8 protein-coding genes are annotated in these 16,159 nt (G+C 55.3%); 2 read left to right on the top strand and 6 right to left on the bottom strand.

Annotated features, from left to right (window positions below; translation table 11 throughout):
- Positions 1–67: 67 nt before the first annotated feature.
- From D7M11_RS14955 to D7M11_RS14935, 5 genes are all read right to left on the bottom strand, one after another.
- Positions 68–2,356, bottom strand: coding sequence for a glycosyl hydrolase family 28-related protein (locus tag D7M11_RS14955; protein ID WP_120748032.1), 2,289 nt, complete (start codon positions 2,354–2,356; stop codon positions 68–70).
- A gap of 215 nt (positions 2,357–2,571) precedes the next feature.
- On the bottom strand, positions 2,572–3,336 hold the full coding sequence (locus tag D7M11_RS14950) for a MerR family transcriptional regulator (protein WP_120748031.1): 765 nt from the start codon (positions 3,334–3,336) through the stop codon (positions 2,572–2,574).
- 148 nt (positions 3,337–3,484) lie between these two features.
- Entirely contained in the window at positions 3,485–3,835 is a 351-nt protein-coding gene (locus D7M11_RS14945) for a VOC family protein (protein ID WP_120748030.1), read from the bottom strand.
- A 19-nt stretch (positions 3,836–3,854) separates the two neighbouring features.
- Complete coding sequence (locus D7M11_RS14940; protein WP_120748029.1) at positions 3,855–4,337, bottom strand: DinB family protein; 483 nt, start codon at positions 4,335–4,337, stop codon at positions 3,855–3,857.
- Between the two features lie 165 nt (positions 4,338–4,502).
- A complete protein-coding gene (locus D7M11_RS14935) occupies positions 4,503–7,604 on the bottom strand; it encodes a heparinase II/III domain-containing protein (protein WP_120748028.1) in 3,102 nt (1,033 codons plus the stop codon).
- A gap of 598 nt (positions 7,605–8,202) precedes the next feature.
- Between D7M11_RS14935 and D7M11_RS14930 the strand changes: the two genes are divergently transcribed.
- A complete protein-coding gene (locus D7M11_RS14930; RefSeq protein WP_120748027.1) occupies positions 8,203–9,528 on the top strand; it encodes an extracellular solute-binding protein in 1,326 nt (441 codons plus the stop codon).
- Positions 9,529–9,612: 84 nt separating this feature from the next.
- Positions 9,613–9,918, top strand: a complete 306-nt coding sequence (locus D7M11_RS14925; RefSeq protein WP_120748026.1) for a hypothetical protein — start codon at positions 9,613–9,615, stop codon at positions 9,916–9,918.
- Positions 9,919–9,945: 27 nt separating this feature from the next.
- Here the strand turns inward: D7M11_RS14925 and D7M11_RS14920 are convergent, their stop codons facing one another.
- A complete protein-coding gene (locus tag D7M11_RS14920) occupies positions 9,946–15,972 on the bottom strand; it encodes an OmpL47-type beta-barrel domain-containing protein (RefSeq protein ID WP_120748025.1) in 6,027 nt (2,008 codons plus the stop codon).
- Positions 15,973–16,159: the final 187 nt, after the last annotated feature.

Here is a 16,159-nt window from a genome sequence, read left to right as displayed (position 1 = left end):
GCTTTTCCCCCTTGAATGTGAATGAATAAAAAGTTGAAAAACGATACCGGACTTACCACGCAGGCCGTTATCGGCTCACGATGCCGTACTCGCGCAGCGCCTCCTTGAGCCGGTTCACCTCCCCCTCAAGCTCGGACAGGGTGGCGCCGCTCGTATCGCCCAGCGCTCCGAGGCTGCCCAGCCGCCCGAACGGCTTCCACTGCGGGGCTACAAACGTAACCGGACTAGGCTCGGAGGCTGCGGCGGTCAGCGCTTCGGCTACTCGAACGTCCTGGCCGGATATTCGCACGATTTGACGGATCTGGTTGCCCGCAGCGGTTCGTATCCACTGTCCCGTTCGCAGCGACGAAGCGTCGTTTACGCTCAGCACGAACGTGTCCGCAGCGAAGGTTGCCTGTACGCCGCTTAACTTGCCGGCCGTACCCGCCGCCGTCACTTTATAACCCGCCGGCAGCTTTCCGTCTTCGCCGCCCTCGCCGGTCACCCATACGATGTCGCCTTTGCCGAACGTGCCCTCGGCCGGCGGAAAGCGGGGGATGTACTTCGTCCGGCTCTGCTCCTCGTCCGTTCGTATCGACGAACTAAGCAGCATCCACAGCCCTCCCTGCTTGACCTGCACCAGATTGCCGGTTACCTCGACATCTGCGAACGTACCGTCGGCATCGCTTGCGCGAATCGAGTGAACGCCTCGGGCGGCGTCGTACCGGTCCGAGATCAGATTGCCGGCGATCCGGACGCCGGTCACGTCCGAACGGAGAAGGATGCCGGCGCGAAGCGATTCCGAAGGCGACGGATAATGACCTGGATTGACGATGATGTTATCGACGATCTGCACATTCGTTACGGCCCGTTCCTTCTGCAGGCTGCCGATATGAATGCCGGTCATCGGCGGATTGACGATTGTATTGCCGCCGATCACGACGTTATGCAGATCCGAATTGTGCGTAAAGCCGATCCCGCATGCGGTACTTGGCATCTCGCTGCGATACTCGGGCTCTTCCTGAAAGACGATCGTATTCCCGGTTACGGTGATGTTCTCGAAAAACGTCGGATCGTTCGTCCATCCGGCATTCGTGATGCCAGTCGTCAAGTACCGTTTATGCAGCGTGTTCGCCAAACTGATCGAATTGCCGGTGATCGTCACGTTTTGCACCGGAAACGTTTTGTACGGACCGATCTGGATGCCCTGGTTGGCGTTACTGATCGTATTGCCGGTGATCGTCATATCGCATCGGTCGCCCTCGCCGCTGCCCGCCTGCAGATTAACGCCGGTGTAGTAACCGTCGACGACGTTGTTTGCAACGACGCTTTGGCCCAGGTGCGTCTCGATCGCTCCTCTTGCTTTCTGTCCGGGAGCCGCGAAGAATACATTGTTTGCCACCAGATGATTGCGGCCGTTCAAATAAACCGCGGAGTTGTCGTAGGTGCCGCTGCCTTTGGCCATCACGAAGTTGAAATAACAATTCGTAACCGCCGCCATCGAGCCCGTATCGCTGTTGAGCGAAATCGAGTTCACGCCGCATGTCGGATCAAATTGCACGTTGTCGACCACAACGTTATCGTACCGGTAGGAGATGATGCAAAACTGGTAATAATAGCTCGTGTCCTTCCGTTCGAGATCGATGTTGCACGTCGCATTGTTTTGCGGATTTTGGTCGAACTTCAGATTGCTGATACGTACGTCGCGCAGCGGTTCGGAGGTGCTGCCGTAGAAGATCGCAAAGTAGTCGCCGGCGTTGTCCCTCACTTTAATGACGGAGCTTGCTCCTTCGCCCAGCACATTCACCTTGTTTCTCAGCCTGATCCACTTGTTCAAGGAAGGAGATACGATATACGTGCCAGCTGGGAAAAAAACCGTACCGCCGCCCGCTGCCGAAACGGCGTCGATCGCACTTTGAATGGCGGCGAAGTCGTCGGATTTCCCATCTCCTTGGGCGCCGAACCACGTTACGCTCGTATACTCGGTTTCCATAACCCGCTTGAACCGCGCTCCCGATGCGGCTGCGACGGCCGTTCCCGTATTATCCCTGGATAGAAGGTCATCGGGATCATAGCGGAAATGTCCTTCCTTGCCGCGGTCCGTGACATAATAAACGTGCGCAGGATTAGGCGAAGGTATCGCTTTAAGCCCTTCTATCGTTGTAACAACGCCGAGCCCGTCCCCTAGGGCGCTCCCCTTTTTCCCATCCGCCGTAACGCCATGATTCGCCCTTTGATTGACCGTTATCGCCGCAGCCCCAAGTACCGCCGCAGCTCCCGCGACACCGATGGACGTCAGCAGCTTCCTTCTGCTGATCGGTTGTTGCTTGTGATCGCCGTTATCCTTCCTCTCCTTCGTCATAAAACGCTCCTTCATCTGAAATCGCTTTCGACGTAATCATAACGGGATCGCGACGGGAAAGCTTTATGCAGTCGACCGTTTTTTTTGTCCTCCGATTTGTCATTTCGTTCGCACGATTGGTCGTATCGTTCAACTCAAAAAGACCTCATTCTCCGCTTGTCAGCGAAGGCTGAGGTCTTGTACAGGGAGTCCGGTTCCTGCGAGCGGCAACGGCAGCAAGCTTGCCGGGTTTACGACTTCATACCGGTGTAGATCTGAATCGCATCCCGCAAAAATTCCGCCGATCCCGGTTCGTTCGCGTCGTAATACGCCTTGAACCGTTCGTCGTCGACATACATTTGGGCGAGTCCTGCATGGGCTTCCTTACTGTATTCGCTCCAGTAGAACGTCAGCCATTGCCGGTGCAGGTCGGCGGTCTTCTGGGCCAGCTCACCTGCAGGATCGCCGGTTTTGTAAGCTTCCGCAAGAGCGGCTAGCACATCGGCGGCGAGCTTCGTCACCTGTTCATGCTGCTCCTGCGTCATGTTTTTCACCTTCGCATTCGACTTGTCGACGGCATCGCTGCCGTATTTTTGGCGTATTTCGATACCGTATTTGCTTTCATTATCGTCGATCAGCTTTTGTTTAAAGCCTTCGAATTTTTCTTGATCGGTCATGGTTTTTCTCCCTTCGGTTAAAGCAATCGTTTTTTCCACATTGGCAATTAACGTATCCAGCTGGCTGCGCCTCTCCAGGAGCTTCTCGCGATGTTCCTTCAGCGCTTTGGCTCCGTCAAACGAAGGGGACGTCACGATCGTCTTGATGCTCTCCAAGCTTACGCCCAGCTCCCGGTAAAACATAATTTGCTGCAGCCTGTCGACTTCCGGCTGGCCGTATAGGCGGTACCCCGACGAGTTGATTCTGGCCGGCTTCAGAATCCCGATCTCATCGTAATACCGCAGCGTTCTCGTGCTGACCCCCGCCATTCTCCCGAGCTTTAGCACCGTGTATTCCATCTGATCACCTCCTGACTTCTTCACTCTACACCTTTACGGAACGTCAATGTCAACGCCTTTTTTATGCCTCCTCGGAAAAGAAAAAAGAGCCTTGCGGCATAGGCGTCCGAGCAAGACTCGTTACTTCAATCGATATGTAGGCCGCTCATTACCGGTGGGAAAGGATGTTAACCAGCTTCCCGAATGGGTCGCGCACATAAAAGCGTCGTACGCCCCACGGCTCGTCCGCCGGTCCGTATTCGATCGCAAAGCCCGCTTCCTTCATTCGTTCGTAGGCCGCATCAACGTCGTCCACCTCGATCGATACATCCGGAGTCGGCGTTCCGGAGCCGCCCTCCGAGGCGATGCTAATCTGGACCGACATCGTCACGTCCGAGCCGTAAGTGGCAATCCAGCCATGATCCATCAGGAGGTTGAGCCCCAATACCTCTTCGTAGAACGATTTAGCTTTCTGAACATCCTGCGATTGAATGTTCGTCACGATTCGTTTCACTTGCATGCGGAACTCCTCCCTCCGTTCATCTCCTAAGATAGATGATGTAATCCGTCTGGGCGCCCGAATGCCCCAGATGTCTAAGTATGGTTGTTATGTTGCCTCTATGATAAGTGCCATGATTTACAGTCTGCTGTACGATTTCCGCGATCGAATTTTGAAATTGTTGTCCCGCCGCGTTTTTATACGTTACTATTTTGTCCAAATCCGTTGCTGCTATTAAAAACTTGCGAATCCGGGATTGCAGGGCGCTCATAGCGAGACGCGCTTCCTCGGCAGAAGCATATGGATCGCCGGCAACCGGAGCCAGCCCCCCTGCCCCCTCCTTCATCCGCTCGAACCACACCTCGTCGGCGGAAACGAGGTGACGCAGCACAGCCGCGATGGATTTGAAGCCCATATTCACTTCTTGGCCGAAAACTTCATCCGGGAGCGATTGCAGATGGTCGACGACACGATCGTTTGCCCATATGTTGTATTCGTATAGTTGAATAACGGGTTTGTTCATGGGTTGGGCTCCTTTTTTCCAACGTACGAATCTCCCAATGTATATTCCGAAACTAACTACCCTCCAATTATACCACCACAGCCAAAAAGTGGTAACCAACAAAAATAGAGGCTTGCAAAGTCCAAATCAACTTTGCAGCCTCTTCGTGCTATTGCGATTCGATTTCTACTCCAAAACCAGCGTAAGCGGAATACGGAAAGTCGCCCCGACCTCGATATCGTACCTATAGCCTTGGTCGAAATCGTCTTCTGCTGCGAACCCGCGAATCAGCGTCATATCTCCGATGTCCAAACGATAACGTCCGTCCTTCAGCCGCTCGGCGCCTTGAATCGGGTAGACGGCATTCCGCTTCCCGTCGTTGTCCACGAAGATTGTCTTCCCGACCCAATCGGACGGCTGGGATTCGCCGGCATCCATGTTGACGATCAGCTCATTTTTTACCGACAGGTCGCGTGTAAACGATTCGATCGTCCCGGTAAGCGCTTCGGCTTTCATTGCTATCGCTGCTGTATCCTCATCCGAGCCCTTGCAGCCCAAGCGGGTGGCATCATGCATGTACGCAAACTGTCGTACCCCGTCCTGCTCCGAATACACGCCGAAATATCCCTGGAATTCAAGCTTGCCGTCGATCGTATACGCAAGATCCGGATTTGCCGCATGAATGATGTAATCCACCCGTCCGCTTATCAGCGAAACTTTGACGGCCGCCGCTTCGTTATCGGCAACAAGGGTATTGCCTAGCCATATGTCGACGCGTTCGATTGATGCAATAAAACGGCGGCCCTTGTAAGGCTCGAGTACGGAAACGAACAAGCTGTCCAGATTCGTTCCTTCGCGATGGGCGATCATGTACCGCAGCGTTTTCGGATTGCCCGGCTTGTTTTGCGGCGGTATGCCATCCGCAATCGCAACATCGCTTACATCCGTGAGCATGGTCAGCCGCAAGTGCACATCCGTTTCGGCTGCGGCCCCTTGCCCGTAAATGTTCCAAGTATCTTGTACGCTCCATTCGACGCTGAACCGGCTTACGGGCTCCGTGTGGCGCTCGATATTTTTCAAGTAATGGAACCCGCTCTTCTCGTAGCCCCCGCTCCCGTTGTCCGCTCGCTGCCCATAGGCAATGTCCGTTCCCGCATATGTTCCCGACTGCTGCACGGTCGGGGTCAAACCTTCCGTCGTTACCGTTCCTTCCGCCCCGTGAAAGCTGAAGTGATGATCGTTTCCGCCTCGGACCCGGAACATATCCACGACATAAGAATCGGTATCGTCCACACGGATCATCGTCGTTTTCCGTCTGTAGCTCTCGGTTTGCGGGTATACGCCAGAGGCCTCTACATCGATCCATTTGACATGACGGCTATCGTCGAAATGCTTCGGCAGCGCAACCCATGAAGGCTCCTGCATGCGTTTGTCGACAACAACCGTATTGTGGCTGATCGTGTTAATTACCCAATGAGCCCGGTGCATGTCAAAAATATCGGCATACTCCGGATATCCGAGATCGGGTGTCAGATCGAGCCCGAATGCATGAAGACCGATATTCAGCGTATCGCGATGCCCGTGGCCCGTATTGCGTCCGTAATAAAGCCAGCAGTCGCGCATCGTTTTCTCGGAAGCCCGGCCGTCGCGAAGCGCCGCGAAGCCGTAGCCGCTCAGATGGCCGCTTTCCATCTCCAGTGGACCATATTCGGCAATAACGCCGGCGATTCGATCGGCTATGCGCTCCGGATCACTCGAAAATACATCGAGATGCAATCCTTCCGCACGGTTATGATTCAGAAAAAACGCCATCCGGGCATAAATCGGCTCGCCAAAAGCGTCGAACGCTTTTACCATATCGTCCAGCTTCACCTGCATGTAAGGATTGCCAGCCGCGGCCGTATCTCCCACATTGACCGTATACTTGCCGCTCAAAATTAGCGGATAAAACGCCGAAAACATTTTGCGAAACTTGGCATTCGTGTACAGATCGGCTTCCGGATACAGGTCGTAGCCGTCCAAAATATCCGCCGTCAGCCGGTGGTACGCTAGCCATATCCCGTTATAGCCGGGCGACGCTTCATTCCCGTGACCATCCCGGTCGACATGGGAAACGAGCGAGTTCAGTACGTTGCCACCCGTCACGCGGAACGGCTCCCGAGCCAGACCGCCGGTTTGAAAGACGAAATCCAGCCACAGTTTCGTCTCCGGCATCGTATCGTAGACGACGGCCGCCATGACAAGGGCGCTCTGATGCATACCGTCGTTGCCGCATATTTGCGCCTTCTGGACTGCCGGGAAGATTTGCTTGATAATCCCGTCTTCGATGTTGCAGCGAATGTCCGCCCCGGAACGCTTCGGATTCGCAAGACCCGCCTTTAGCGATTTTTCAGATAAATAGCTTATGATTTCGGGATCGTCCATAGCCGGGAAAAAGGCGTCGTACGCACTAATAAACGTCTTGACGAGGCTAGTTTCCCAGATCGAGCCGATAATTTTGCCGGTATTTTTGCGGCCGTCGGAGTTCAGAAAAACGTCGCGGTTGTACGCGGAAATGTCCATATCCGGGTAAACGTCGGCCACCCGGTCTAGCACGATGACTCCCGCTACCGCGTATTTGCGATCGCCTGTATACAGGAACGCGTCGCGGAAGGTACGCAGCGCGTCTTCGATCAAGGCGGAGCTTCCGTACCAGATATACCAGTGCACGTAATAGGCGATAAAGGTGTATGTATTCCCGCTGTCGTCCACCCAGCCGAAGCCGTCGTCGACGCCCCAGTCCGGTCCCTTTTCGGGGTACAACGTATTAACGAGCAAGCTGCGGTCGGCCCGTTCGGTACGGAAGATGCCCCGCTCGTCCAAGCCGCTGCGGTAATAAGCTGCGAAGTCGTTGGTCGGGAATTTGAGCCCGCAGCTCGGATCAACGATTTTCCACGGCTCGTTAAGCGGGTCCGCCAGGTACGGGTAGTTGCCGTACTGGTCGATCGCTTTGCCGGTTACCGCGCTGCCGAGTATTTGATTCACCCCGTAGCTGCGAGGAAGCGTTTGCGCCGGAACGGCTTCCCACAAATAATCGTACCCGGCCGCCAAATAGGAATCGGCCTTGGATACGGCCGCAGCGCAGAGCCGCTTAGCCCATTCGTATGTTTGCACGTTAAGTCTCGCGGCTGCTACTTTTCCGGCAGTATAGTACGTTGTTCTCGTTTTACGGCTCATCCCCGATCGGTTCGGCTCAATCGCAAGTCGCTCCGCCAGTAGCTGCGTTACTCGCGCTCTGCCGACCGTCACCTCCCTTATATGCGCCGGGTTTCCCGGCAGTTTCCGTCCTATCCTGCATCACTTGGGCACCAGGCTCGGCTGTTCGTATCCCTTGTATGTTTTTATTCTGGCATTTTTTGCATTCATCCTTGTTATATATGATATAAAGCAGATAAAGCAATTGTTTTTTAAAATAAATTTTATAATACAGGTTACAGACGACTATTGATTTTCAGACAAGTTTTAGTCAGAATATATACAGGTAAATGTCTTGTAAAAATGTGCCAATCCAATATAATTAAGGTCAACATCTTATGTTGCAACCAGCCCTGTATTCCGACCAATCACTGCCAGGAAGTAAGCTTCAGAATCGGGTCATCCGGGAGGTGAATCGCAAACGACAGGCCAGAAGAGAGCATGTCACCACATTCATGTAAACGCTTTATCGGTTTCTTCCGTGCCGACCGGCGATCCCGAACGGCGGAGTATACAAGCGTTTCCATCAAGGTCCTCTCCGATTATCGCAAGGGGGAAGAAAAACGGTTTACGGTTTTGAATACGTAAGCGACAACATGTGCCTCGTACATCATCGTGAAACAATCCAAATAACTTACTTGGAGGAATCGCAATGAGAAAAGGTCGACTATACGGATGTTTGAGTCTGATGCTGGCTTTTATAACAGTGGCAACAACGGCTTGCGGCGGAGGCGGAGCCGCAGACGGCGGTGCGAAAGGCGACGGAAAGCAGGGCGAAACGGCCCAGCAGCAAAAGTCGAAGGAGCCGATCGAGCTTCACCTGTACAGCCTGAGCGGACAAAATATCGATTGGTTCGATAACACGTACGGCAAATACCTGTATCCCAAGTTTCCGAATATTACGTTCAAGGTCCACTTTCCTTCCGAATCGAGCATTACCGACTATATCGGCAGCAAAGGCCAGCTCGATATCGCATTCGGAGCCTATACGGCTTTCCATACTTCCATGCTCAACCTGAACTTGCAGAACGATATATCCGACCTGATCAAAAATGACAAATTCGATCTGAACCGGATCGAACCTACTGTCGTCGAGCTCCAGCGACAGATGGCCAACGGAGGCATATACGGCATACCGGCGTTCATCGGCACGTCGGGCCTTTACTACAACAAGGATTTGTTCGACAAGTTCGCCGTACCGTATCCGAAAGAAGGCATCACCTGGGACGAATTGTACGATCTGGCCGTCAAGCTGACGCGCAAGGACGGCGATACGCAATATTACGGCTTCGCCAACGACAACCTCAGTTACTTGCAGGTCAATCAGTACTCGCTCGATCTCGTCGATCCGAAAACGTTTAAGGCGAGCTTCGAGACCGACGCCTGGAAAAAGATCGTGCAAACGCTTACGAGGTTCATGATGATTCCCGGCGTCGACGTCAGCCAGGCGACCGTCGCCAACTTCAATACGAAGGGCATCGTGGCGATGGCAACCAACTACACCGGCTGCTGCGGATTTACACCTGGCGACGGCGTGAAAAATTGGGGCGTTATCAAAATTCCCGACTTCCCGGACATTCGCGGCGTAGGTCCGCAAACATTCCCGAACTACTGGTATATGAGCTCCACCAGCAAGCATCGCGAAGCCGCCTTCGAGGTGATGAAATTTATTATATCGGACGAATTCCAGGCATCGCTTAACGCGAGAGGCTTGGCAACGGCGCTCAACAATCCGAAAATGTATTTGGAATACGGCAAAGACTTTCCGAAGTACAACGGGCAGAACGTGGCCGCTTTGTTCCCGAAACATGCCAAGATGTCCAACATTACCGAGTTCCAGGTTGTTGCCGCATCGAACTTGAATGCTGCTCTGACGAATATCGCCACGAAGGGCGTTGACATCAATACCGCCTTGCGCGAAGCCGCGGAAGCAACGAACAAGAAGATCGAGGAAACGAAAGGGGCCGCGAAAAAGTAGTCGCCCCTCTACCTAAGGCCCGTTATCCCTGGATAACGGGCTTTGTGTTGTCCATTCGTAAAAAGGCCACCCGGAAAATGCCGGATGATGGTCGTCAAATGGTTTCTCGGCGCTTCACAGCTTAAGCGGAACCGCGAGTTCCGTTATTACCGCTTAGCGGGCCTCGCTAGCTGGCTTAGAGGAAGCGCCACTTCCTTTATTAGCCCGGATGCCCTATTTTACAGGGCGATTCTCGGCCATAACGGAACTTTCGATTCCTTTATCGCCCCAGATTGCAGCGCTCCGCCAGCTATAGCGGAACTTCCACTTCCGCTTCCGCTCTACCGCCACCAAGCAGCGGCCGCAGACTCGCTGCCGCACGATCAGCGCAAAAGACCCGTGCCACAGTAGATCGCAGCACGGGTTTGTTCCAATCTTCTACAGACCTACGCTCCAGCGCCGCTGAAGCTCCATGGCGTCCGACTCCAGCACCAGCCTTGCTGAAGCGGATATGCCGCCTCCCTCCTCTTGAATCGTTTCCAGAAACTTGTCAAGGAAATGAAGCGCCTGACTCCTTCTCCCGCTGCCGAAGTGATGATCGGCCTGTCTCATCGAGTTCGTCAGCTTCGCCTCTACCGGCTGGCCCAGCACGTTCGCTTGCACGAATCTGCCAAGCAGCGCCAAAATCGACGATGGACTTGTCGTGACGCGAAACGTATACGTTTGTTCTGTCATATTGCCCGCATGATCGCTCACGGTGACGCGAACCGCATGATCGCCAGGCCTGCCGGCCCACGAGATGGGGGTGCCTTCTCCGTACACGGCTCCGTTCACCGTAATCGATCGGGCTGCCACGCCCGACAACGCATCGCTCGCTTGCAGAGTCAACACGGTCGTCTCGCTATCTTCCACCTGTATCACCGGTGTCGCCGGGACTCCGTTCGCGTATACAGCAACGCTTGGCGTGGTCCGGTCCACCTTCAGCTCCGCCGTTTGTACCGCTTCTTCATTCCCGGCCGTATCAACGGATCGGAACTGGATTCCGTAACTCCCCTCATCCAGCGTAAACGGCCCGGTATAAGGGATGAAGCCATGACTTTGCTGGCCGTACGCGCTGGCCGTAACCGTAATTGCATATTCCGTTCGCTCCACCCCGGAGTGCGCATCATACACTTGTAGCGTCACCGTGACTGGAGAGCGGTACCAACCACCGTCTCCCGGCGTTCCGCTCGCTTGCAGCTGCGAAACCGGAGACTGCTTATCGATGCGCACCGTAATGGCTTGCTCCGGCTCGGCGTTGCCGGCTACATCCTTGGAACGATACTTCACAACGTGCGTTCCGCTATCGGACAGCGTAATCGGGCCCGTGTACGGAACCCAGCCGGCTCCTGCTTCAAGCTGATATTCGGTCGAGGCTACAGCACCTGACTGGCCATAAACTTGCAGCGTTACGGTCGCATCCGATGTATACCAGCCCTGATGCAGGTCACCGGTTACTAGCGCAACCGTCTGGAGCGAGAACGCCTCCCGCGTGAGCGGAATGCGGAATGCGGCACCTTGCGCGATGTCGTACACATACCCTTTGCTGAAATCGTTCGGATCGACAAAGGAACGAATCAGCGTACTTTCGCCGATGTCGAGCCGGTACCGTCCCGAGCCGAGGTCGGCCGCCCCGATAATCCGGTAAGCCGCATTGCGGACCCCGTCGTTCGCCACAACGATCGTAGCGCCCACGACATCGTCCAGAGTTGCCCCGGCCAGGTTCATGTTAACGACGATTTCGTTTTGGACGGACGGAATTCCGGTAAAACTGGCAATTGTCCCTTGCAGCGCTCCTGCATCGGTCCCGGCTGTTTCGCCGATCGGCGCGATGAACGAGCCGTCATGCACGTACCGGTACACGTTTTCTCCATCTTTCTCGGAGTAAACGCCCATAAACCCTTTGAACTGAAGCTTGTCGTCGATCGTATACAACGTTTCCGTATTCAGAGCGTTTACGATATAGTCGACTCTGCCGTTTGCGAGCGTAACTTTGACCGCCTTGACGTCGTTGCCGCTTACCACCGTTCCGCCCGCTTTGACGACAGCAGGCTCAATCGAGGCGATCGTCCGGTTATCCTTGTACGGCTCCAGCACCGAGGTGAACAAGCTATCCAGATTCGTGCCGCTGCGATGGGCGACGAAATATCGCAGTGTCTTCGGATTACCCGGCTTGTTCTGCGGCGGTACGCCGTCGGCCAGCGCTACGTCGTCAATGGGACCAAGCATCGTCAGCCGCAAATGAATATCGGCGGGCGATGACAGTACCTTCCACGTATCGACCGCTTTCCAGTCGATGCTAAACGCCGCTTGCGGATTCATATCCCTCGACACATTTTTCAGATAGTGGAACCCGCTTCCTTTATACCCGGAGCCGGCAACGTCATCAACCCGCTGCCCGTATTCAACGCCCGGCCCGGCGTACGTGCCGGTCGACTGCGCGGTCATGGTCAGCCCTTCGACTGTAGCGACACCCTCCGCCCCGTGGAAGCTGAAATGATGATCGGTGCCGCCTTTGACCCGGAAAAAGTCCACCGCGTACGAATTAGCGCCGTCGATTCGGATCATCGCCGTCGTCCGTTTGTACAGCTCCGTTTGCGGATACACGTCCGGCGCCTCGACGTCGATCAGCTGCACCATTCCGCTGTCGTCGAAATGCTTAGGATCGGCGACCCACTGGTTGCCCTGCATCTTTTTATCAACCATAACGGTGTTGTGGCTGATCGTATTTACGACCCATTGCGCACGGTGCATATCTACGCTGTCGGCAAATTCCGGATAGCCGAGGTCGGGCGATAGATCGAGCCCGAACGCATGCATGCCCAGATTGAGCGTATCTTTATGGCCGTGACCGGTGTTGCGTCCGTAATACATCCAGAAATCGCGCAGCGTATTGCCTTGCGGTCCGGCGTTGTCACGCACCGCGCGGGCATTTGCGTCGAGCAGATTGAGGTTTCGGACTCCCATCTTGTAGTTCGTCGATTCGGCTCGTTTGCCAAGCCCTTCGAAGCTAATCCGGTGCATACCCGCCGTGAGCGTCATCCGGCCAAGCACCTCGTACAAATTCGTATTCGACCCGTAGAAGTCCATGTCGCGCACTGGCTGCCCATCGATCGAAATCCGATAAATCCCATACGACGGCGCGAGAAACGGCAGCAGATCGATTTCGTAGTCGTCGGTATGGGATACCTCAAAGCTGTACGTGATGATAGCCCCCGGAGCCGTCGCCTCGAGCTGCATCGTTCCCGACGCTTCGAACAGCTTCACCTCCGTATTGCGGTAAGCGATATCCATCGACGGAAACCCGTAAGAGAGACCAAAGCTGTCCGTCACGTTCTTCCCGTCGCGAAGCGCGGCGAAGCCGTATCCCGTCCTGTTGTCGCTGCCCAGGTCGAGCGTTCCGTGAAGCGCCACGGCGTCGCGAATGCGCTGCGAGATTTCGTTCGGATTAACTGAGAATACATCCTTATGGATACCGTCGGCACGGTTACCGTTTAGAAAATAGGCAAGCTGGGCGTAGACCGGATCGCCGAACTTGTCGAACGCCTTGACGACGTCCGCCAGCTTCACCGTCGATATGCCGGGGTTGCCGGTCGAGCCGGTGTCGCCGATATTCGCCAAATACTTTTCGCTAAGAACGAGCGGGTAATAGGCCGAGAACATTTTACGGAACTTCACATTCGCGTACAGATCCGCTTCCGGATACAGATCGTACCCGTCCAGCACGTCAGCGGTCAACTGATCGGTAGTCAGCCACAGCGAATTGTAACCCGGCGACGCCTCGTTACCGTGCCCGTCGCGGTCGACGACGCTGATGAGCGTGTTCAGGATGTTTCCTCCGGTTACGCCCGGCGGGTTGGACGTATTGCCCCCCGTCTGGAACGTGAAATCGAGCCATTCCTTGGTCTGCGGCAATGTATCGTAGACAACCGCGGCCAGCGCGAGCGCGCTCTGGTGCATGCCGTCATTGCCCCGAATCCGGGCCGCCTTAACCCCGGGATATACCTGCTTCAGAATGCCGTCCTCGATATTTCTCGCGATCGCTCCCCCGCTGTTCTTCGGATTCGTCAGCCGGTATTGGGCCGACTTCGCATCCAGAAACTGCGCCAGCAGCGTATCGCCCAGCGCCGGATAAAAGGCGTCGTAAGCGGAGATGAAATCTTTGACGAGTCCTGTCTCCCAGATCGAGCCGACCACTTTGCCAAGCCCGGTGCCCCCGTGCGAATTCAGGTATATCGTTTTGTCGTGGAGCATCGTGTCCATATCCGGGTACACGTCGGCAATCCGGTCGAGCAGCACCATCCCTGCTCTTGCATACTTCACGTCCCCGGTGTACAGATAAGCGTCGCGGAACGCATTCAGCGAATCCTGAATCATACCTGTACTATACCAAAGAAACCAATGCGTGTAATAGGCGACGAACGTGTAACGATCGCCGTTTTCGTTCATCCAGCCGAAGCCGTCGTCTACGCCCCAAGTCGGCCCTTTTTCCGGGTACAGCGTGTTGACCAGCAGGCTCCGGTCCGCCAGCTTCGGCTGGAAGATACCGTGCTCGTCCAGACCGCTCCGGTAGTAGGCGCCGAAGTCGTTCGTCGGAAATTTGTAGCCGCTGCTCGGATCGACGATTTTCCACGGATCGTTCAGCGGGTCCGCCTTGTACGGATAGTTGCCGTACTGATCGATCGCTCTGCCCGTAATCGGACTGCCGAGCACCTGATTGACCCCATAGCTTCGCGGCAGGTTCGGCCCCGGAACCAGTTCCCATATAAAGTCCTGCCCCTTGGCCAAATACTTGTTCGCTTTGGTTACGACGCTGTCCTTGGAGCTTTTCGCCCAATCGTATAACAGTACGTTCTGACGGGCGGCCGTCACCTTGGCAGGCGTATAATAGGTGGATCGCGTCTTGCTGCCGACCGCCGCGGCGGATCGCTTGAATGTAGCGTCGTCGAAATAAGCCGTTCCGCTCAAAGCGGCGATTCTCACTCTGGCGGACACTGCACCCGCCGGAGCCGTTCCAGTGACAGAAAGACTGCTCCACGGGCCGGATGCGTTAACCTGTGCCGGAGAAAAGCCGAGTAAGCTGCCGCCAGCATCCATAAATTCCATATAGATCGCGGCAGTGGCTGCCGGTGTATACGTCGAGGTGCTGACGGATGCTTCATACGCGAGTCCCGGCGATACCGCGATCGGAAAACTGGTCAATCCGGGAGACGTCCCGCCCGACGGAGCAATTTTGACACTGCTGGCGCCATGCGACGCCTTCTCGTTCGTCAGCGCGATCCCGTCCGTTCCGCTCCAGTAAAGCGGCTTGCCTGCTTCGCTCTGTTCGAAGCTGCCGTTGTTCATATTCGTGATCGGGTCCGGCGGGGTAACACGGAACGTGGCGTCGTCAAAGTAGGCCGTACCTACGTTCGCCGCGTGCAAATAAAAGCGAACCGTGACATAGGCCGAGTTTTCCGGCGCTACGCCCTTAACCTGAATCTGCTTCCATGTGTTAAGCGAATCGTTCGTGCCGGTCAGGATCGTCGTATAGTTGCCCCCTGCATCCCAGAACTCCAGATATAGCTGGGAAACTCCCTGGAGATTGTAAGACCATACGGTGGATTCGTACTTTTCCCCCGGCGTAACCGCGATCTGGTTGCTTCGCACCGTTACCCCTGCGGTACTGCTAGGATCGTTGATCTTGATGCTGTACGAGCCGGAATGAACCTGTTCGGTCGATGCTTGCGAGGTGGCGGCCATCGTCCAATATTTGGGACTGCCGTTAACGAGCTCCTCTACATTCCCGTTCAGAAGCTGCGGCTGCGGTCCCGCTAATACACGCTCGAACGTGGCGTCGTCGAAGTACGCGCTGCCGACATTGGCCAGATGCAAATACAAGCGCATGCTGGCGTATACGGTACCCTCCGGGGCTACGCCCGTCACCGTAATTTTGCTCCATGTGGACGAGGTCGTATTTTGCCCCGTGTAAATTTTGGTGTAGCCTCCTACCGCGTCCCAGTATTCCAAATACAGATCGGAAACGCCCTGCACGTTGTACGAATAAACGGATACGCTGTACGTTTGCCCGGCCGTGACCGGGATTTTGACGCTGCGCAGCGCGGTCGAGGACGTGCTGCTCGTATCGGTTAATTTGACGCTGCTCGTACCGCTGCGAACTAACGCGGTCGTGGATTCGACCCCGCCGCTTACATAGCTCCAGTCTTTCGGTCTGCCGCTCGTTATTTCCTCGAAACCTCCGTTCGGCAGCTGCGGATTATCGTCCAGCAGCAAAGCAGCCGGTTCCGCCAACGGACCTCCTTCCGTATCCACTTCTGCCGCTCTCGCCGTACCCGGCGCAAAACCGAACAGACTGCTAAAGCAAAGCACCATCGTCATCAGTATGGCTACGGATCGCATCCGTCGCCCAAGCGCAAGCCGATTCATCCCATCAGTCCCTTACCGTGGATTGGTCAGATGGTTTCTCTTCGCTTTGCTGACTTTGTTCTATTCGATTCCCCTGCTCCATCCGTAAGGGTCTTCCCGAGCCGCCGTATCCACGTAAACGAACGGAACGACGCTGCGGAGAAGTAACCGGTCGGGTTCTTATTACTCTCCTCCTTTACGTTGTAGT

The sequence above is a fragment of the Paenibacillus ginsengarvi genome, from assembly GCF_003626695.1.
In the GTDB taxonomy this organism is placed as follows: Bacteria; Bacillota; Bacilli; order Paenibacillales; family NBRC-103111; genus Paenibacillus_AB; species Paenibacillus_AB ginsengarvi.
The sequence above is the reverse complement of the archived record's forward strand: the minus strand, read 5'-3'. Positions and strand labels throughout refer to the sequence as shown.

Coding starts and splice junctions, on each gene's coding strand:
- D7M11_RS14930 (WP_120748027.1), top strand. CDS start 8,203: ATGAGAAAAGGTCGACTATACGGATGTTTGAGTCTGATGCTGGCTTTT.
- D7M11_RS14940 (WP_120748029.1), bottom strand. CDS start 4,337: ATGAACAAACCCGTTATTCAACTATACGAATACAACATATGGGCAAAC.
- D7M11_RS14925 (WP_120748026.1), top strand. CDS start 9,613: ATGATGGTCGTCAAATGGTTTCTCGGCGCTTCACAGCTTAAGCGGAAC.
- D7M11_RS14920 (WP_120748025.1), bottom strand. CDS start 15,972: ATGAATCGGCTTGCGCTTGGGCGACGGATGCGATCCGTAGCCATACTG.
- D7M11_RS14955 (WP_120748032.1), bottom strand. CDS start 2,356: ATGAAGGAGCGTTTTATGACGAAGGAGAGGAAGGATAACGGCGATCAC.
- D7M11_RS14950 (WP_120748031.1), bottom strand. CDS start 3,336: ATGGAATACACGGTGCTAAAGCTCGGGAGAATGGCGGGGGTCAGCACG.
- D7M11_RS14945 (WP_120748030.1), bottom strand. CDS start 3,835: ATGCAAGTGAAACGAATCGTGACGAACATTCAATCGCAGGATGTTCAG.